This is a genomic window from Pseudomonas sp. GM33 (genome assembly GCF_000282295.1).
Taxonomy (GTDB): Bacteria; Pseudomonadota; Gammaproteobacteria; order Pseudomonadales; family Pseudomonadaceae; genus Aquipseudomonas; species Aquipseudomonas laurylsulfatiphila.
The window spans coordinates 16,029-33,324 of record NZ_AKJO01000028.1 but is presented as its reverse complement, the minus strand read 5'-3'; the positions used below and the strand labels follow the sequence as shown (position 1 = coordinate 33,324).

Annotated in this window: 15 protein-coding genes and 1 pseudogene; 13 read left to right on the top strand and 3 right to left on the bottom strand. The window is 60.4% G+C overall.

What is annotated here, in order from left to right; all coding sequences use genetic code 11:
- Nucleotides 1–55: 55 nt before the first annotated feature.
- The 7 genes from PMI26_RS31305 (at nt 56) to PMI26_RS24520 (ending at nt 7,676) form a co-directional block, all read left to right on the top strand.
- Nucleotides 56–520, top strand: coding sequence for a hypothetical protein (locus PMI26_RS31305; protein WP_157222256.1), 465 nt, complete (start codon nt 56–58; stop codon nt 518–520).
- A gap of 134 nt (nt 521–654) precedes the next feature.
- Nucleotides 655–1,005 (top strand): BON domain-containing protein, encoded by a 351-nt coding sequence (locus PMI26_RS24495; RefSeq protein WP_007971245.1) that lies wholly within the window; start codon nt 655–657, stop codon nt 1,003–1,005.
- A 637-nt stretch (nt 1,006–1,642) separates the two neighbouring features.
- A complete protein-coding gene (locus PMI26_RS24500; RefSeq protein ID WP_007971244.1) occupies nt 1,643–2,893 on the top strand; it encodes an OprD family outer membrane porin in 1,251 nt (416 codons plus the stop codon).
- A 160-nt stretch (nt 2,894–3,053) separates the two neighbouring features.
- Complete coding sequence (locus PMI26_RS24505; RefSeq protein ID WP_007971242.1) at nt 3,054–4,415, top strand: spinster family MFS transporter; 1,362 nt, start codon at nt 3,054–3,056, stop codon at nt 4,413–4,415.
- Between the two features lie 85 nt (nt 4,416–4,500).
- Entirely contained in the window at nt 4,501–5,475 is a 975-nt protein-coding gene (locus PMI26_RS24510) for an AraC family transcriptional regulator (protein ID WP_007971240.1), read from the top strand.
- A gap of 96 nt (nt 5,476–5,571) precedes the next feature.
- Nucleotides 5,572–6,678 carry an NAD/NADP-dependent octopine/nopaline dehydrogenase family protein gene (locus tag PMI26_RS24515; protein WP_007971239.1) on the top strand — a complete coding sequence of 369 codons (1,107 nt, stop codon included), beginning with the start codon at nt 5,572–5,574 and terminating at the stop codon, nt 6,676–6,678.
- A complete protein-coding gene (locus tag PMI26_RS24520; protein ID WP_007971236.1) occupies nt 6,678–7,676 on the top strand; it encodes a 3-hydroxybutyryl-CoA dehydrogenase in 999 nt (332 codons plus the stop codon). The genes PMI26_RS24515 and PMI26_RS24520 overlap by 1 nt, the downstream gene beginning before the upstream one ends.
- 65 nt (nt 7,677–7,741) lie before the next feature.
- On the opposite strand, the pseudogene PMI26_RS31800 reads toward PMI26_RS24520, so the two are convergent.
- Nucleotides 7,742–7,891 (bottom strand): annotated as a pseudogene (locus tag PMI26_RS31800) (MBL fold metallo-hydrolase); the annotation flags it as partial.
- Between the two features lie 39 nt (nt 7,892–7,930).
- Nucleotides 7,931–8,950, bottom strand: a complete 1,020-nt coding sequence (locus tag PMI26_RS24525) for an amidohydrolase family protein (protein ID WP_007971234.1) — start codon at nt 8,948–8,950, stop codon at nt 7,931–7,933.
- 341 nt (nt 8,951–9,291) lie between these two features.
- Between PMI26_RS24525 and PMI26_RS24530 the strand changes: the two genes are divergently transcribed.
- From PMI26_RS24530 to PMI26_RS24540, 3 genes are all read left to right on the top strand, one after another.
- Nucleotides 9,292–10,629, top strand: coding sequence for an MFS transporter (locus PMI26_RS24530; protein ID WP_007971232.1), 1,338 nt, complete (start codon nt 9,292–9,294; stop codon nt 10,627–10,629).
- 25 nt (nt 10,630–10,654) lie between these two features.
- Nucleotides 10,655–11,917, top strand: coding sequence for a gallate dioxygenase (locus PMI26_RS24535; protein WP_007971231.1), 1,263 nt, complete (start codon nt 10,655–10,657; stop codon nt 11,915–11,917).
- Nucleotides 11,918–12,042: 125 nt separating this feature from the next.
- A complete protein-coding gene (locus PMI26_RS24540) occupies nt 12,043–13,290 on the top strand; it encodes an OprD family porin (RefSeq protein ID WP_007971229.1) in 1,248 nt (415 codons plus the stop codon).
- Between the two features lie 95 nt (nt 13,291–13,385).
- On the opposite strand, the gene PMI26_RS24545 is transcribed toward PMI26_RS24540, so the two are convergent.
- The gene (locus PMI26_RS24545) at nt 13,386–14,597 is read right to left on the bottom strand and encodes a LysR family transcriptional regulator (protein ID WP_007971227.1); all 1,212 of its coding nucleotides are present in this window, start codon (nt 14,595–14,597) and stop codon (nt 13,386–13,388) included.
- Nucleotides 14,598–14,754: 157 nt separating this feature from the next.
- Here PMI26_RS24545 and galB point away from each other — a divergent pair, with 157 nt between their 5' ends.
- From galB to PMI26_RS24560, 3 genes are read left to right on the top strand one after another with little or no spacing between them, the layout of a single operon-like run.
- Nucleotides 14,755–15,489 (top strand): 4-oxalmesaconate hydratase, encoded by a 735-nt coding sequence (gene galB / locus PMI26_RS24550; RefSeq protein ID WP_007971225.1) that lies wholly within the window; start codon nt 14,755–14,757, stop codon nt 15,487–15,489.
- On the top strand, nt 15,486–16,202 hold the full coding sequence (locus tag PMI26_RS24555; protein ID WP_007971224.1) for a 4-carboxy-4-hydroxy-2-oxoadipate aldolase/oxaloacetate decarboxylase: 717 nt from the start codon (nt 15,486–15,488) through the stop codon (nt 16,200–16,202). The genes galB and PMI26_RS24555 overlap by 4 nt, the downstream gene beginning before the upstream one ends.
- A gap of 2 nt (nt 16,203–16,204) precedes the next feature.
- Complete coding sequence (locus tag PMI26_RS24560; protein WP_007971223.1) at nt 16,205–17,293, top strand: 4-oxalomesaconate tautomerase; 1,089 nt, start codon at nt 16,205–16,207, stop codon at nt 17,291–17,293.
- Nucleotides 17,294–17,296 lie beyond the last annotated feature (3 nt).

The following is a 17,296-nucleotide window of genomic DNA, read 5'->3' as shown; positions in this document are numbered from 1 at the left end:
ATCACCGGAGGACGCAGCCAGCACCATGACTGGCTTTCGGCGAGTCGGGAGGTGTATGAAAGCCCCGTCGATTTTTTCGTCTTTTTTTCCATATTCCAGGGTGAAAATCGGGGGTTATAAGCCAATCGGCCATCAAAAAAGCCCTGGTCGGGGTAAAAAACCAGGTCAATGCACTGCCATTTTTCCCTCGAAAAAAGCACATTCCGGACAGTTGATTGCGTCGTGCAATGCTCCTTCTTACTCCGGCAATGTTTGCGGGTGTGAGAGGGCGCCCGACGACGGCTTTGGTTTGAAGAATAAAAATGTGCAGGTTTTTGAGCAAACTTTTCGCATTAACACGGCGGTCAGCACCGCCCGGGAGGGCGTCAGCGCAACCCATGAGGTACTGGCGACAGGTAGCAATCGGCCAAGCAAGGTCTGTTTGGAGGCTCTGCAGGTATTGCGCCTGTCACAAAGCGACCAGGGCGGACGTGCACGGGGACAGCGCTCTGACCGCAGGCAACGGCCGTACTATAATTAATGTCTGTCAATGTTTGTATGGCGAGCGTTCCAAAACGAATCAGGTATCCATAGATAGCGTTCACCTGACAGGCAGAGGGCAGCACAGCAAAAGGGATGGACAATACGTCTGATGACTCGAGAGAGGGTTCAGCCATGAAAATTCACTCCTTCCAGCATTACTCTCATGGTCTGGAAATGGCCGTTCACGATGCATGGATTACCGCCAAGGTGAAATCGGCCCTGGCATTTTCCGATCCGACCCTTAGCCTGCATATCAATGTCAAAACCCATGCGGGCATAGTGGGGTTAAGCGGCCGCGTCAACACTCATAGACAGTGTGAACAGGCCATTGAACTGGCCCGTTCGGTTCATGGTGTCGCCGAAGTCGATGCCAGCGACCTGCAGACCCATGTGTTCACGCCAGGGACTTTTCCAGAAGCGCCCAACGCCGAAGAAAGCACTGAGCGCCGGCCACAATCGTCAACAAAGATGGACGACAAATGACAATGGCAACTTTGTAGGCGCCGCGCTCCCAGTCGGGAACCGGGAGCGCAGGGAGCTGAATGCCTGTGTGCCCCAGAGTGAAACGCCCATGGTTTCGTGGACATTTGCGACTGGCTGCTCAGGCCGTTCTCTGCCTGTCATCCAAGGGTCTGCATCAGGCTGCGTAATTGGAGAATCGCCTGCGCAATCGGGGAGGTTGGCAGGCAGCGCAATCGCTAGTTTAGGGCCCATCCAACAACAAGACCTCGCTATAGGAAGGCTTATGCAATACAGGCTTGCCATCTCGCGCTGTGTGCCCTGCGCGTTTGAGTTGACTAAGGGAAACCTTTAGCCGGGTTGAAGTTTTCCCCCCAACGGATGCTGTTCATCTCGATATCGGCGCGGCGCCTACTGACTTACCTTGGGTAGACAAGAGGCGTGTCGTCTTGGCTGGCTGCTGCATTGAGCCCGCCTGGCGTTTTACCCCATAACAACAATAGGCCTGACAATGCTCGAACCCATCGTTCTTTATATCCCTGATGCAATTCGCCTTCCTGCGCAGGAAGGCTCGGTGTTCGGCTGCCGGCATTTTTAACTTTTAGTTCGAATCTGCTCCTATAAATACAGTGCCCAGCACATACAGATGTGGAGAAGTTAGATGCTTCAGGTAAAACAATCTTGCCGTGGGCTTGGTATTGCCGGCGTATTGGGAATGATCTGTTCGCCGTTGGCAGCCTATGCCGATGTTGTTGATGACAGTCACTTGAAAGTGGATACGCGTAACTTCTACTTGCACCGTAATTACACCAATAACAATGCGCCGGTTTCTGAAGTGCATAGTTGGTCTCAGGGGTTCGATGCACAGTTTACGTCCGGTTACACCGACACGGCCCTGGCGATCGGCCTTGATGTGGATGCGCAATACGCAGTGCGTCTGGATTCATCGGGCAACGACGGTTCGCTGCCTTTCAGCGTCAGTGACCAGCAGACGGCGGATGACTACAGTCGCGCCGGTGCAACCTTCAAGATGCGCTACAGCAAGACCGAGTTGAAGGTCGGTGACCTTCGCCCTCAATTGCCGGTGGCGTACGATGACACCAGTCGGCAACTGGATACGATCTATCAAGGGGCGGTGGTCGAGTCCAGGGAAGTCGATGGATTGACGATGACCGGTGGCCGGTTCTGGTCTGCCGTGACACGGGAATCTTCCAACCACGAGAAACTGTACAAGTTTGGCTCCACCGATAATCTCGACAGTGACGGCCTGGACTTCGGCGGCGCCACTTACGACATTACCAAGAACCTGCAAGCCAGTTATTTTTATGGCGTATTGCACGATATTTATCAGCAGCACTATTTCGGCCTGATGCATATGGCTGACTTGGGTAATGGCTACAAACTCAAGACCGATTTGCGCTACTTCAATAACAATGAAGATGGTAGTGCCTTGAACGGTGAGATCGACAACCGTTCCTACGGTGGCTTGTTTACCTTGCTCAAAGGCGCCCACATGTTTGGCCTCAGTTACCAGCGCATGCTCGGCGAGAGCGTGTTCCCGACGATGAACGGGTTTATCCCGCAACCTTATCTGGTGCACTGGTCGTCCCTGGGGTTTGTCCGCCCGGATGAAAAGTCCTGGGGCGCGCGCTACAGCTATGACTTTGCCGGGATGGGCATGCCGGGGCTGAAGCTCTACACCCGCTACATCAAGGGAACCCACTGGGACCGTGGCGCCAACCTGAGCGACAACCAGGAAAGCGAACGCTTCCTGGGGCTCAGCTACGTGGTGCAGAGCGGAGCGCTGCAAGGCCTGGGGCTGGACCTGCGCAACATCGACGTGAAACAGAAGTACGGCTACGACTACAACGAATTCCGTTTCGCCACGACCTACACCTGGAAGTTCTGGTAAGCCCGGTCCACCCGGAGTTTGACCCCATAACAATAAGAGGCCTGACCATGTTCGAACCCTTTGTCCTTTACATCTGCCCCGCAACTTCCCAGTCGGTGCGCTGTGCACCGTCACCCGGCGCGCTGCGCCCATGAGCGGATTCCAAGAGGAGCAAACACTAATGAATATCCAGGTCGATAACGCGGTCCTGCAACAGCAGAAGAAGAAAACCTACATCTACGAGTGGTACGTGGTCGGCCTGTGCATGATCGCCTACATCTTTTCATTTGTGGATCGGCAGATCCTGGCGCTGATGATCGAACCGATCAAAGCCGACCTGCAGATCAGCGACACTCAGTTCAGCTTGCTGCATGGGCTGGCCTTTTCGTTGTTCTACGCCTTCATGGGCATGCCCATCGCCTACCTGGCGGATCGCTTCTCCCGGCCGAAGATCATCGCCGTCGGCGTGGTGTTCTGGAGCCTGGCGACGGCTGCCTGCGGCATGAGCAAGAACTTCCTGCACATGTTCCTCGCCCGCATTGGCGTCGGTGTCGGCGAAGCGGCCCTGTCGCCCTCGGCCTACTCGATGTTCAGCGACATGTTCCCCAAGGAAAAACTTGGCCGCGCCGTGGGCATCTACTCGATCGGCTCGTTCGTCGGTGGTGGCCTGGCCTTCCTGGTGGGTGGCTATGTGATCGCGATGCTCAAGGACATGAACACCATCGAAGTCGCCGTTCTCGGTGCGATGAAGGCCTGGCAACTGGCGTTCTTCATTGTCGGCCTGCCCGGTATCGTGGTCGGCCTGTTGATCTGGCTTACCGTGCGCGACCCGGCGCGCAAGGGGCTGCAGGTCGATGCACAGGGGCAGGCCAAGAAGGTTGCGATGAGCGATGGCTTGCGTTTCCTCGGTCGCCACCGTGCCACCTTCACTTGCCATTACCTGGGCTTTTCGTTCTACGCCATGGCCCTGTTCTGCATGATGAGCTGGAGCCCGGCGCTGTACATCCGCAAGTTCGGCCTGTCGCCAATGGAGGCCGGCTACATGCTCGGCACCGTGCTGTTGGTGGCCAATACCGCAGGCGTGCTGTTCGGCGGATGGCTCACCGACTACCTGGCCAAGAAAGGTCATCAGGACGCCGCCATGCGCACCGGCGTCATCGGTGCCCTCGGCATGGCGGTGCCGGCCGTGCTGTTCCCACAAGTCGATCAACTGTGGCTGTCGGTGACGCTGTTGGTGCCGGCGATGTTCTTCGCTTCGTTCCCGATGCCGGCGTCCACGGCGGCGATGCAGATCCTCGCGCCGAACCAGGTGCGCGCACAGGTCTCGGCGGTGTTCCTGCTGATCAGCAATCTGCTGGGCCTGGGCCTGGGCACCACGCTGGTGGCGCTGTTGACCGACCGCTACTTCGGATCGCCCGCGGCGGTGGGGTCGTCGATGTCGCTGGTGATCGCCGGTGCATCGGTGTTGACGGTGCTACTGCTCTGGCGTGGCTGCCGTCGTTTTCGGGAAAGCTATGCCCGGGAGTATCCGACCCGAGCCTGATTGGTCATAGTCCACGATCGGCGTCTCGGCCTCGCTCCCTTTGAAGGGCGCGGGGCCGAGGTGCTCCAGGACAGGAGAACCCGTGATGTTGAATGATGTACACCTGCTGGAACGGCACAGCCTGCTCAGCTCGGCCGATTACCGCGAGATCAAGGACAAGGTCAGCCAATACCTGTGCCCGCACAGCTTCAACGTGCTGCGTGACGAGCCCATCCACACTCGGCTCAACGGGGTGTTTTTCGGCGATTCGGCACTGCTCGACCTGCGCTATGGCGCGCCGGTGGAAATCACCATCGGCGACATTGCCGATCAGTACCTGTTTCGCATTACCTTGCAGGGGCACTGCGAAGTGGCCCACGGGCGGCGCAGCGCGGCGATGCAGTCGGGCTACCTGAGTGTTTCCTCGCCGTTCGCGCAAAGCCGCATCGTCACCGATGGCGAGTGCCGCAACCTGATCCTGCGGGTCGACCGTGATGCCCTGGAGACACAATTGCAACGCCTGCTCGGCCGCAGTCTGCGGCAGTCGGTGATCTTTGATGTCAGCGTCGACCACCTGGGCGCGGGCGTCGTCAGCCTCTATCACACCCTGGACTACATCTGCCGGCTGTACGGCAGCGGCGTGGACGGTTCGCGTCTCGCCAGCGGCTTGTCCGAATACCTGATGCAACTGCTGCTCACACAGCTGCCGCACAACTACTCGGCGGACCTGTTGATCGACTCGCGCGCGCCGCTGCCGCACCACGTGAAAAAGGCCCGTGACTACATCGAGGAACACCTCGACGAACCGATCAGCCTGACGACCTTGAGCGAACTGTGTGGCGTCTCGGTGCGCACCCTGCAAAACGGTTTCAACCAGTTCCTTCAGCAGGCACCGGTCGAATACATCCGTGACCGTCGCCTGGCGGTGATCCACGAATCGCTCAAACAGGGCAGGGCCGGCGAAACCGTCACCGATATCCTGTTGCGTCACGGCATCAACAGCTTCGGGCATTTCTCCAGCGCTTATCGGCAACGCTATGGCTGTCTGCCGTCGGACACCCTGCGGCGGCAGAAGTATTGAGACTCCTGCGCAATCCGTCAGTCGGCTGCGCAATCGGATAAGTGCGCGACGGTGCGGCTCGATAGGATCGAGTCACTGACAAAAAGGAGTATCTGCATGAATATTACTGTGCTGGGTGGTGGTCACGGCTGTTACGCCGCTGCTGTCGAAATGGCTGAAAAGGGGCACCCGACCCGCCTGTGGCGTCGCGACTCCACCGCGCTCAAGGAGCTGCTGGCCATCGGCAGCCTGACCATCAAGGACTACAAGGGCACTCGCCAGTTGTCCGTCGGCCAGCAGGGCGACAAGCTGTCGTTCACCGACGACCTGGCCGAAGCCCTGGGCGACGCGCAACTGGTGATCATCCCGCTGCCGTCGACCTCCCACGAAGACTTGGCCAGACATGTTGCGCCGCACCTGCACGACGGTCAGGTGGTGTTCCTGCCACCGGGCACCTTCGGCAGTTTCGTGTTCGCCAAGGCCATGGCCGATGCGGGCAACCGGAGCAAGGTCGCCTTCGCTGAAACCGGTACGCTGCCGTATCTGGTACGCAAGCATGGCGCCAGCGACCTGGTGATCAGCGGTTACGCCACCCGCCTGCCAACCGGCGTATTCCCCAGCAACCTGTCCGAGCATGCTTTCGCGGTACTGCGCGAGGCCTACCCGAGCGTCGAGCCGATTGAAGACGCCCTGAGCGGTGCGCTGATGAACGCAGGCCCGATCATCCACCCGCCGCTGATCATGATGAACGCCGGTCCCCTGGAGCATTTCGAGGCCTGGGACATTCATAACGAAGGTACCCAACCGTCGATCCGCCGCGTGACCAACCAGCTCGATGCCGAGCGCATGGCCGTGCGCGAAGCACTGACCTACGGCGCTCCGCACTTCCCCCTGGCCGACCACTACAACACCACCGAAGGCGATGAGTGGATGTACGGTCGTGGTGCCCACGGCAAGCTGACCGACAGCGGCGACTGGCGCGAAGACATCGACCTGCAGAAGCACCGCTACATGCTTGAAGACACACGCCTGGGCCTGTCTTTCCTGGTGTCCGTCGGCCGCTGGGCCGGTGTGCCGACTCCGGTGGCGCAGGGTCTGCTGAGCATTGCTTCGGTCGTCGCTGCACGGGATCTCTACGCCGAAGGCCGCACCCTGGAAAACCTCGGTCTGGCCAAACTGAGTCGAGCGCAGATGACCGAACTGCTGACCAAGGGCTACAACTGATGAACGCCGCGCAGCCCCAGGTCAGCGTGGTCGGCGCCGGCCGTATGGGTGAGGGCATTGCCCTGGCGTTCATTCATGCGGGCCTGCCGGTCACCCTCATCGATATAAAGGATCGCGCGGAGGATGAGCGACACGGCTACTTCGAGCGTGTGCGCAACAACATCCGCAGCGAATTGCAGATGCTGGTACGCCTGGGTGTGCTCGAGGGGGATCAGGCGGACATCGCGATAGCCCGGCTGACGGTGCAATCAAAATCCCGGGCCGCGGCGACACTGTCTCAGTGCGACCTGGTGTTCGAAGCGGTGCCGGAGGTCATCGCGATCAAGCAGGAGACCTTCGCCTGGGTCAGCGAGCATGTCCCGGCGTCGACCATCATCGCCTCGACGACGTCGACGTTTCTCGTCACCGAGTTGAGCGAAATGGTCAGCACGCCTGCGCGCTTCGTGAACGCGCACTGGCTCAATCCCGCGTACCTGATGCCGCTGGTGGAAGTCAGCCGCAGCGAAGCGACCTGCCCTCAGGTCGTCGAACGGCTGCTGCAACTGCTCAAGCGGATCGGCAAGGTGCCCGTGGTGTGCAATCCGGTGGCTGGCTACATCGTGCCGCGCATTCAGGCATTGGTGATGAACGAAGCCGCACGGATGGTGGAAGAGGGCGTGGCCAGCGCAGAAGATATCGACACCGCGGTGCGCGTCGGTTTCGGGCTGCGCTTCTCGGTGCTGGGCCTGCTTGAATTCATCGACTGGGGCGGCGGCGACATTTTGTACTACGCCTCGCGCTACCTGAGTGGAGCGCTGTCACCGCGCTTCGAATCGCCACAGGTGATCGCCGACAACATGCAAAACGGCCGCAATGGCTTGCGAGACGGCCAAGGTTTCTACGACTACCGTGACATGGACGTGGACGCCTACAAGCAGCAGCGACTTGGTGATTTTGTCCGCAAGCTGCAATTGTCGGGGTTGACGCCAGCGTTCGATGGCGCCTTGAAGCAGGCCTGAGCCTCAGGGCCCGGATGCCGGGCCCTGACTACATGGGGTTGCAGCGGGGGGCCTTCGCCATATCGTAGAAATGGCGAACAGCTCGCCGCTGCTTCCTGTAGCAGGCGGACTCGAACGCGAATCGATTCCTTGGGATCGTGCTCGAAGCCGTTGTGTCAGTCGGGATGGTCGAAGGCCAGCGGGAACAGGGCGTCACCGGCGAAGGTCAGGCGCTCGCATGCGGCATCAGTTTGATTTATCCGGGACCTTGCGGATCAGGCGGTAAAGCCGAACAGGCGTTTTGGGGTCTCCCACAGTATCTGGTGGCGGTCGCTGGCATTCGGGAACATCTCGCCGAAGTTTGTCAGGACGGTGCCCAACTCCATGTTTTGGTGTGCGCGCAAGAACGGCCAATCCGTGCCCCACATACAGTTTTCGGCAGTGAACGCCTGCAGCAGTGCCAGTTGGTATGGCTTGGCATCGGCAAAGGGGTAGCTCTCCCTGGAGTATTGCGACAGCCCGGAGAGTTTGACGAAGGTCCGTCCGTTGCCAGCCAGCGACAGCAAGGCCTGGAAAGCCGGCTGCTGCAAGCCGGCGCTGGCATCGGGCCGGCCGGAGTGGTCGATCAGCACCCGGGACCGTGTGCGCTGCAGCAGCGGCAACAGCGCAAGCAACTGATCGTCCTTGACCTGGATCTGGGCATACAGGTCCAGATCGGCCAGGCGTCCCATCAGGGTGTCGATCTTCAGAAAGCGCTCAGGACCCAGCAGCGCAGCATTGAGCGCCACACCGACGACACCCTGCGCCTTGTACTGCGCGAGCGTCTCGCTGGAGATGTCGTTCGGCACCACGACCACACCTTTATGACGGCCCTTGTTGCGAGCCAGCGTGTCCAGGAGACAACGGTTGTCGTAGCCATAGGCAGAAGTCGGCTGCACGATCACTGAATGGCGTATCCCATAGGCCTGCATGACCTGTTCGTAATACGCCGCGGGGCCGACCTCAGGGCCTGCCGGCTGGTAGGTAGAGTCAGCCGGATAAGGGTATTGGACAGGGTCGATCACATGATGGTGGCAATCGATCTTGGGTTGCGACAGCAGACTGAGTAGTTGGGAGTCCATAACCGTACCTGGCGATTGATCGGTGCCTTCATTGTCTGCGCGCTGCGTGGTGCTGTTGCGGGAGGCCTGGCTCAGGACCGGCATGCCAAGCGCGGCGCTGGCGCTGAGCACGACGGAGCCTTTCTTGAGCAGCGAGCGGCGGGACAAGCCCGTGTCATCGAGATGTGTGGTCATGTTCAAACCCTTGTTTTTAGTGTGTGCAGCTACAGAGCGTCCATTACTGCAACCGCCGTCAAGGCAGTTGCGTCGACCTTAGAACAAGCGCTTCCCAAGCGTCCTCTGTGAAGTCGTTAAGCAGGTATCGGTTTTTGTTATGGGCATTTCCATATGACTGGGATCCTGCGCGTTTCAAATCCTCCGATAAGAAAAACAGATACCCGTTTAAGGATTTCCCAGAGGCGGTGCAGACAACTGCGGCTTTAAAGTCACGCCCAGCGTTCGGCTGTCGGGCGGCCTCTGGCCTGCAGCGATCTCCAGGCCGTTCGCTATCTCTACAAAAATAAGAAGGTGAAAACATGAGTCACGAAGCGGTCGACATTAAGGCGTGGATCGACAACCGACCGGTTGCCCGGTACCAGTGGCTCATCATGAGCCTGTGCTTCTTCATTGTTCTATTCGATGGGCTGGATGTGGCGGTCATGGGTTTTATTGCGCCTTCACTGATTCAGGAGTGGGGGTTGTCCAAAGCGGCATTTGGCCCGGTCATGAGTGCCGGGATGATCGGGCTCGCCATCGGCGCCCTGACCGCCGGCCCTTACGCTGATCGTGTGGGGCGCAAGAAAGTGCTGCTGTTGGCGGTGACAGGGTTCAGTGTACTGAGCCTGGCGTGTGCGTTTGCGCGTAACCCCTATGAGCTGGCGGCCTTGCGGCTATTGACCGGTGTGGCCCTGGGCGCCGCGATGCCCAACACCACCACGCTGCTTGCCGAATACCTGCCGGAGCGCAATCGTTCGCTGTTCATCACCATCATGTTTACCGGGTTCAACATGGGGTCGGGGCTGGGTGGCTTGTTGGCAGCCTGGCTGATTCCCCTGTACGGCTGGAAATCGGTGTTGCTCGCCGGTGGCATTCTGCCAATGGTGCTGCTGCCTTTCCTCTGGCTGTTGCTGCCCGAGTCCGCGCGATTCCTGGCAGCGCGCAATGCGCCGGCTGCCCAGATCGCCAAAGTACTGAACAAGCTGGGGGGCAAATTTTCGCCAGCCACGAGTTTCACCCTCGCCGAACCCCAGGCCCAGCACAAGGCGCCGGTGCGCATGCTGTTCACCGAACGTTATCGGGCCGGCACCCTGGCGCTGTGGTTGACCTATTTCATGGGCCTGCTGGTGATCTACCTGACCATGGGCTGGATGCCGACCCTGTTGCGCGAAGGCGGTCTGTCCATCGAGCGCGCTGCCACCATCACCGGCCTGTTCCAGATCGGCGGTACGGTCGGGGCGATCGTGGTGGGCTGGATCATGGACCGACGCAATCCGAACGGCGTGATCGCCACCTCCTATGCACTAGGTGGTGTGTTTATCCTGCTGCTGGGGGCCTTCAGCCTGGAGTCGAGCCTGCTGGCGCTTGGCGTGATTGCCGCCGGTTTCTGCATGAGCGGCGCGCAGACGGGCCTCAACGCGTTTGCCCCGGGTTACTACCCGACGGATTTCCGTGCCACAGGCGTGAGCTGGATGCTCGGCATCGGTCGTTTCGGCGGTATCTTTGGCTCTCTCATCGGTGGTGCGGTGCTCAGTCTCGGGTTGGGCCTGCCGTTGCTGTTCGCACTGTTGAGCGTGCCGGCCTTCATCGCCGCCCTGGCGATCCTGGCCAACGGTCTTGCACGGCGCCGGGTCAACCGGGCGCTGCTGGCGCAATAAACTTTTTCGAACACAGGAACTCATCATGGCACGCATCATCGGTGGCCTCGCTGTCTCCCATACACCTACCATCGGCTTCGCTGTCGATCACGATAAACAGAATGAAGCGGCCTGGGCGCCGATTTTCGCAGGCTTCGAACCGATCAAGGTGTGGTTGAAGGAGCAGCAGCCGGACGTGCTGTTCTACATCTTCAATGACCATGTGACGTCGTTCTTCTTCGACCACTATGGCGCGTTCTCCCTCGGTGTCGATGAGCGTTACGAGGTCGCCGACGAAGGCGGCAATCCGCGCTCGCTGCCCGCAGTGGGCGGGCATGCCGCGCTGTCGCGGCACATTGGGCAAAGCCTGATGGCCGATGAGTTCGACATGAGCTTCTTCCGCGACAAGCCGCTGGACCACGGGTTTTTCTCGCCGATGTCGGCGCTGTTGCCCTGTGACCCGGCGTGGCCGGTGCAAATCGTGCCGCTGCAGGTGGGGGTGTTGCAGTTCCCGATCCCCAGTGCATTGCGCTGCTACAAGTTGGGCCAGGCCCTGCGCCGGGCGATTGAAAGCTATCCCGAAGACCTGAAAGTAGCCATTGTCGCAACCGGCGGCGTGTCCCATCAGGTGCATGGCGAGCGTTGCGGCTTCAACAACCCGCAGTGGGATGAGCAGTTCATCGATTTGCTGGTCAACGACCCGCAGCGCCTGACCGAGATGACCCACGCCGAATATGCCACTCTGGGCGGGATGGAAGGCTCGGAGGTGATCACCTGGCTGATCATGCGTGGTGCGTTGTCGGCCACGGTGAAAAATCTGCATCAGGACTATTACCTGCCCTCCATGACCGGTATCGCGACTCTTTTGCTGGAAAACCAGGACCGTGCGGTGCCTGCCGATGTCAACGCGCGCCACTTGCAGCACATGCAGCACCAGTTGGCCGGCATCGAAAAACTCGAGGGCACCTATCCATTCACCCTGGAGCGCAGCGCCAAGGGGTATCGCCTGAACAAGTTCCTGCATCGCATGATTGAACCGCAGTGGCGCCAGCGTTTTCTCGAGGCGCCGGAAGCGTTGTTCGACGAAGGGGGCCTTAGCGACGAAGAGCGGGATCTGTTGCGCCGCCGTGACTGGCGCGGGCTGATCCAGTACGGGGCGATCTTCTTCGTGCTGGAGAAACTTGCGGCGGTACTCGGGATTCCCAACTTGCAGGTCTATGCCGCCATGCGTGGACAGAGCCTGGAAGCCTTCATGAAAACCCGGAACCAGCAGGTGCTCTACTCGGTGGCGGGCAATGGCCCACGCTGATTTCTAGCGGTTAGTGCAGCGGCTCGTCCCGGGCCGCTATCCATTCTTTTCCTTCTTGATCCTGCTGTGCCCGGTTATGGCGGGCGCAGGGCATTTCCTTACCCGAAAATCGGAAAACAATAACAATGAAAATCACCGTTGATCACCGATTCGTCTGTTCCCTGGCTGTTGTCTGTGGACTCCCGCTGCAAGCGTCCGCTGCAGGCTTCGTCGAAGATGCCAGCGCCAACCTGAACCTGCGCAACTTCTACATCAACCGCAACTTCACCAACCCGGCCTATCCGCAAGGCAAGGCCGAAGAGTGGACCCAGAATTTCATTCTCGACGTCCGCTCCGGCTTTACCCAAGGCCCGGTGGGCTTCGGGGTGGATGCGCTGGGGCTCTACTCGGTCAAGCTCGATGGCGGCAAGGGCACCGGCGGCACTCAGCTGTTGCCGATCCATGGCGATGGGCGTCCCGCCGATGATTTCGGTCGCCTGGCGGTGGCCGGGAAAATGAAAGTGAGCAAGACCGAACTGAAGGTCGGGGAATGGATGCCGGTGTTGCCGATCCTGCGATCCGACGACGGTCGCTCGTTGCCGCAAACCTTTCGTGGTGGCCAGGTCACTTCCCAGGATATCGACGGCCTGACCCTGTACGGAGGACAGTTCCGGCAGAACAGTCCGCGCAACGATGCGAGCATGGAAGACATGTTCATGCAGGGCAAGACTGCGTTCACCTCTGATCGCTTCAACTTCGTCGGCGGCGAATACAGCTTCAACGACAAACGCACGATGATCGGGCTGTGGAATGCCGAGCTCAAGGACATCTATCAGCAGCAATACCTGCAGTTGGTCCACAGTCAGCCCATGGGTGACTGGACGCTGGGCGCCAACCTCGGCTACTTCTGGGGCAGTGAAGATGGCAGTGCCCGTGCCGGCGACCTGGACAACCGTACCGTCTCGGCGCTGTTATCGGCTCGGTATGGCGGCAACACCTTCTACGTCGGCCTGCAAAAACTCACCGGCGACGATGTGTGGATGCGGGTCAATGGCACCAGCGGCGGCACCCTGGCCAACGACAGCTACAACTCCAGCTATGACAACGCCCGGGAGAAGTCCTGGCAGGTGCGCCACGACTACAACTTCGTCGCCCTCGGCGTCCCCGGCCTGACCCTGATGAACCGCTACATCAGCGGCGACAACGTGCACACCGGCGCGATCACCGACGGCAAGGAGTGGGGGCGTGAGTCAGAACTGGCCTACACGGTGCAGAGCGGTCCGCTGAAAAACCTCAACGTCAAATGGCGCAACTCGAGTATTCGCAAGAGCTTCAGCAGCAATGAGTTCGATGAGAACCGGGTGATCGTCAGCTATCCGATCAGCCTGCTGTAAAATCAAAAGATCGCAGCCTTCGGCAGCTCCTACCAATATTCACATATCCCTGTAGGAACTGCCGAAGGTTGCGATCTTTTTTTGAAGCCGTTACCTCATTCCTGCGCTGCCTGCTCGCGGATCACCCGGCGAATCATGTCCATCAGGGCCTGGGCCACCGGGGAGTGCAGGCAGCCATTGCGATAAGTCAGACCGATAGCCCGGGTGGTCTGGTTCAGTTGCAGGGGCAGGATGCACAACTCGCCCGAGGCGATCTCCTGTTCCAGTTGATGGGCGGACACGGCGGCGAGCATGTCCGAACGCAACAACAGGCCGCGAATGATCGCCATGTCGCCGCTTTCTACAACAGGCCGGGGCGGGGCAATGCCGAACCGGGCGAAACATTCATCGAGCATTTGCCGGGCCGGCGAGCCGGCGCGAGGCAGCACCCATCGGGCGGCGCCCAGTTCATCGTGGGACACGGCTGTCGAACAGAGCGGGTGACCGTGCCGCGCCAATACCACCATGTCTTCCGTGAGCAGTGCTTCGCCGGCCAGGTCGCTGGCGTAGGCCTCCGGGCGCAGGGCACCAAAGACGAAATCGACGTCACCGGCACGCAGCTCTGTGGCCAGCAGATCAAACGGACTTTCGTTGGTGATCACCTGGATGCCCGGGTGTTCGGCCATCATGCGTACCATGGCTTCGGGCAATATTCGGGTGCGGCCCAAGGGCAGGGCGCCGACTTGCACCACGCCTTGCAAGGTGCCGTGCAGAGCGGTGATATCGGTCTCGATGTGGCGCAATTCGTTCAGCGCCCGGCGGATCGCAAAGAGGATTTCGTGGCTGGCGCGGGTGGGTTGCAAGCCGCGTGGCGTGCGCTCGAACAGCGGTTGGCCGCAACCGCTTTCCATCACCTTGATGGTCGAGCTGATGGCCGGCTGACTCAGGCCAAGCAGGCTGGCAACGGTCTGCATGTGCCGGGTTTCGCAGAGTTTGACGAACACTTGCAGGCGCCGGGCCTGGAACAGGTACAGCGGCTCGACCGCTCGTTTGTCCCCGCCACCGAGCAACCGCGGCACGCTGTCCAGTTCCGCCAGCACACGACGTGCCCGTGGCAGCAAGCGCTCACCAAAATCGGTCAGGCGCATACCGTTGGCGTGGCGTTCGAACAGTGGCACGTCGAGCCGCGCCTCCAGCTCGGAAATCGACCGGGTCACTACCGATTGAGCGCGAAACAGCGCCACAGAGGCCCTGGAAACACTCCCGTGATCGGCCACCCGGACGAAGGCGCGGACGTGCATCAGGCTGGGCAGTTCTGTGGCTTCCATGGTGCGTGGGCTCTGCAAAGGGTCATTCCGGTTGGACTATGCCGCTGCCTTGATCGAGTAGCAATAAAAAAAACGCATACCTGCAACACTTCAACGCATTACTCCTTGGACGGGCCGCGATGCGATGCTCGTTGGAAACGCAGGAGGAGTATCCGCAATGATCGATTCACCGAAAAACGCGCTGGTCGTCAGCGCCCATTCTGCCGATTTCGTCTGGCGCGCGGGCGGTGCCATCGCGCTGCATGCGCAACAGGGCTATGTCGTGCACATCGTCTGCCTGTCCTTCGGCGAGCGCGGTGAGTCCGCCAAGCTCTGGCGCAAGGGCCAGATGAGCGAAGAGAAAGTCAAAACCGCACGGCGTGAAGAGGCCCAGGCTGCGGCCGATATCCTGGGGGCCAGCGTTGAGTTCTTCGACATCGGCGATTACCCGATGCGCGCCGACAAGGACACCCTGTTTCGCCTGGCGGATGTGTTTCGTCGCGTCCAGCCCGAGTTCGTCCTCAGCCACTCGGTGAAAGACCCTTACAACTACGATCACCCGCTGGCCATGAACCTGACGCAAGAGGCCCGCATCATCGCCCAGGCCGAAGGCTACAGGCCGGGGGAGAAAATTGTCGGTGCGCCACCGGTCTACAGCTTCGAGCCGCACCAGCCCGAGCAATGCGAATGGCGCCCCGATGTATTGCTGGACATCACCTCGGTCTGGGACAAGAAGTACGCCGCCATCCAGTGCATGGCCGGTCAGGAACACCTCTGGGAGTACTACACTCGCGTCGCCCTGCAACGCGGTGTGCAGGCCAAGCGCAACGTTGGCATCACCTCCAGCCGCGACATCGTTTATGGCGAGGGCTACCAGAGCCTCTTCCCCCGCGTGACGGAGAACCTGGCATGAGCGAGCTGATCGGAAAAACCGGTGTTGTCGTGCGCAACATCCCCAGGGCCGAGCAGGCCCTGGTCGATGAACTGGGGCGCTTCGGCGTCGCGACCATCCACGAGTCCCAGGGGCGAAAAGGCCTGCTGACGTCTTCGATTACCCCGATTCAACGAGGAACGGTCGTCAGCGGCTCGGCCGTCACGGTGCTGGTTGCACCGGGCGATAACTGGATGTTCCATGTGGCGGTGGAGCAGTGCCGCCCCGGGGATATTCTGCTGGTTGCCCCCAGCTCGCCGTGTACCGACGGCTACTTTGGCGACCTGCTTGCCACTTCGCTCAAGGCCCACGGCGTGCGTGCCCTGGTGATCGATGCCGGGGTGCGTGACACCCATACCTTGCGCGAGATGGGCTTCCCGGTCTGGTCCCGTGCCATCAGTGCCCAGGGCACCATCAAGGAGACCCTCGGTTCGGTCAACCTGCCGCTGGTGTGCGGCGGTCAATTGATCAACCCGGGCGACGTGGTGGTCGCCGATGACGATGGCGTGGTCATTGTGCGTCGGGGCGAGGTCGCGCAAGTTGTCGAAGCCAGTCGTGCCCGCGCCGACCTGGAGGAGCAGAAGGCCTTGCGCCTGGCCAGGGGCGAGTTGGGGCTGGACATCTACAACATGCGCCAACGGCTCGCGGAAAAGGGCCTGCGCTACGTCGACAGCCTCGATGAACTCGGAGACTGAACATGGACCAGACACGTATTCCTTGCCTGTTGATGCGCGGTGGGACGTCGAAAGGCGTCTACTTCCTGGCCCGCGACTTGCCCGACGAGCAAGCGCTTCGAGACCGCGTATTGCTGGCGGTCATGGGCTCGCCGGATGCGCGGCAAATCGATGGCATCGGTGGCGGCGACTCGCTGACCAGCAAGGTGGCGATCATCAAGCCTTCCGCGCGCGCCGACGCCGACGTGGACTACCTGTTCGCACAGGTACTGGTCGATGAACCGCGGGTCGATTATGGCCAGAACTGCGGCAACATTCTTGCCGGTGTCGGCCCCTTCGCCATTGAGCGCGCACTGGTGGCCGCGACGGGTGATATAACGCCGGTGCGCATTTTCATGGAGAACACCGGACAGATCGCGATCGCTCATGTGCCTACGCCGAACGGCACCGTGCGCTACTCCGGCGAAGCACGCATTGACGGGGTGCCGGGCTGCGCTGCGCCGTTGATCGTTGAGTTCAAGGACATCGCCGGTTCCAGTTGTGGTGCGTTGCTGCCGACAGGCAATGTGGTCGATTTGTTCGACGGCGTTGAAGTCACCTGTGTCGATAACGGTATGCCGGTGGTGTTGATCCGCGCAGAAGACCTCGGCCTCAGCGGTCATGAACGCCCTGAACAACTGGATGCCGACAGCGCAATCAAGGCCAGACTCGAATCGATCCGGTTGCAGGCCGGCCCACCCATGAACCTTGGGGATGTCAGCCAACGCAATGTGCCCAAGATGTGTCTGATTGCGCCAGCACAAGCGGGTGGAGCACTGAGTACCCGGACCTTCATCCCCCATCGTTGCCACACCAGCATCGGCGTGTTCGGTGCGGTGAGCGTGGCGGTTGCCTGCTTGATCGAGGGCAGCGTGGCGGCGGGTGTGGCGTGTGTCGGTGGGGGCGATATCAGGCAACTCTCGGTTGAACACCCCACGGGAGAATTCACCGTAGAGTTGCGCTTCGAACACGATCGATTAACGAGTTGCGGCCTGATGAGAACGGCCCGATTGTTACTGGACGGGGCTGTGTGTGTCCCGCGGACGCTATGGGCAGGCAAGCAGGGCGATTAAGCG

Bases quoted from the DNA above. Each gene is read 5' to 3' on its own strand.
- PMI26_RS31305 (WP_157222256.1), top strand. From the start codon at position 56: ATGAAAGCCCCGTCGATTTTTTCGTCTTTTTTTCCATATTCCAGGGTG.
- PMI26_RS24495 (WP_007971245.1), top strand. From the start codon at position 655: ATGAAAATTCACTCCTTCCAGCATTACTCTCATGGTCTGGAAATGGCC.
- PMI26_RS24500 (WP_007971244.1), top strand. From the start codon at position 1,643: ATGCTTCAGGTAAAACAATCTTGCCGTGGGCTTGGTATTGCCGGCGTA.
- PMI26_RS24505 (WP_007971242.1), top strand. From the start codon at position 3,054: ATGAATATCCAGGTCGATAACGCGGTCCTGCAACAGCAGAAGAAGAAA.
- PMI26_RS24510 (WP_007971240.1), top strand. From the start codon at position 4,501: ATGTTGAATGATGTACACCTGCTGGAACGGCACAGCCTGCTCAGCTCG.
- PMI26_RS24515 (WP_007971239.1), top strand. From the start codon at position 5,572: ATGAATATTACTGTGCTGGGTGGTGGTCACGGCTGTTACGCCGCTGCT.
- PMI26_RS24520 (WP_007971236.1), top strand. From the start codon at position 6,678: ATGAACGCCGCGCAGCCCCAGGTCAGCGTGGTCGGCGCCGGCCGTATG.
- PMI26_RS24525 (WP_007971234.1), bottom strand. From the start codon at position 8,950: ATGACCACACATCTCGATGACACGGGCTTGTCCCGCCGCTCGCTGCTC.
- PMI26_RS24530 (WP_007971232.1), top strand. From the start codon at position 9,292: ATGAGTCACGAAGCGGTCGACATTAAGGCGTGGATCGACAACCGACCG.
- PMI26_RS24535 (WP_007971231.1), top strand. From the start codon at position 10,655: ATGGCACGCATCATCGGTGGCCTCGCTGTCTCCCATACACCTACCATC.
- PMI26_RS24540 (WP_007971229.1), top strand. From the start codon at position 12,043: ATGAAAATCACCGTTGATCACCGATTCGTCTGTTCCCTGGCTGTTGTC.
- PMI26_RS24545 (WP_007971227.1), bottom strand. From the start codon at position 14,597: ATGGAAGCCACAGAACTGCCCAGCCTGATGCACGTCCGCGCCTTCGTC.
- galB (WP_007971225.1), top strand. From the start codon at position 14,755: ATGATCGATTCACCGAAAAACGCGCTGGTCGTCAGCGCCCATTCTGCC.
- PMI26_RS24555 (WP_007971224.1), top strand. From the start codon at position 15,486: ATGAGCGAGCTGATCGGAAAAACCGGTGTTGTCGTGCGCAACATCCCC.
- PMI26_RS24560 (WP_007971223.1), top strand. From the start codon at position 16,205: ATGGACCAGACACGTATTCCTTGCCTGTTGATGCGCGGTGGGACGTCG.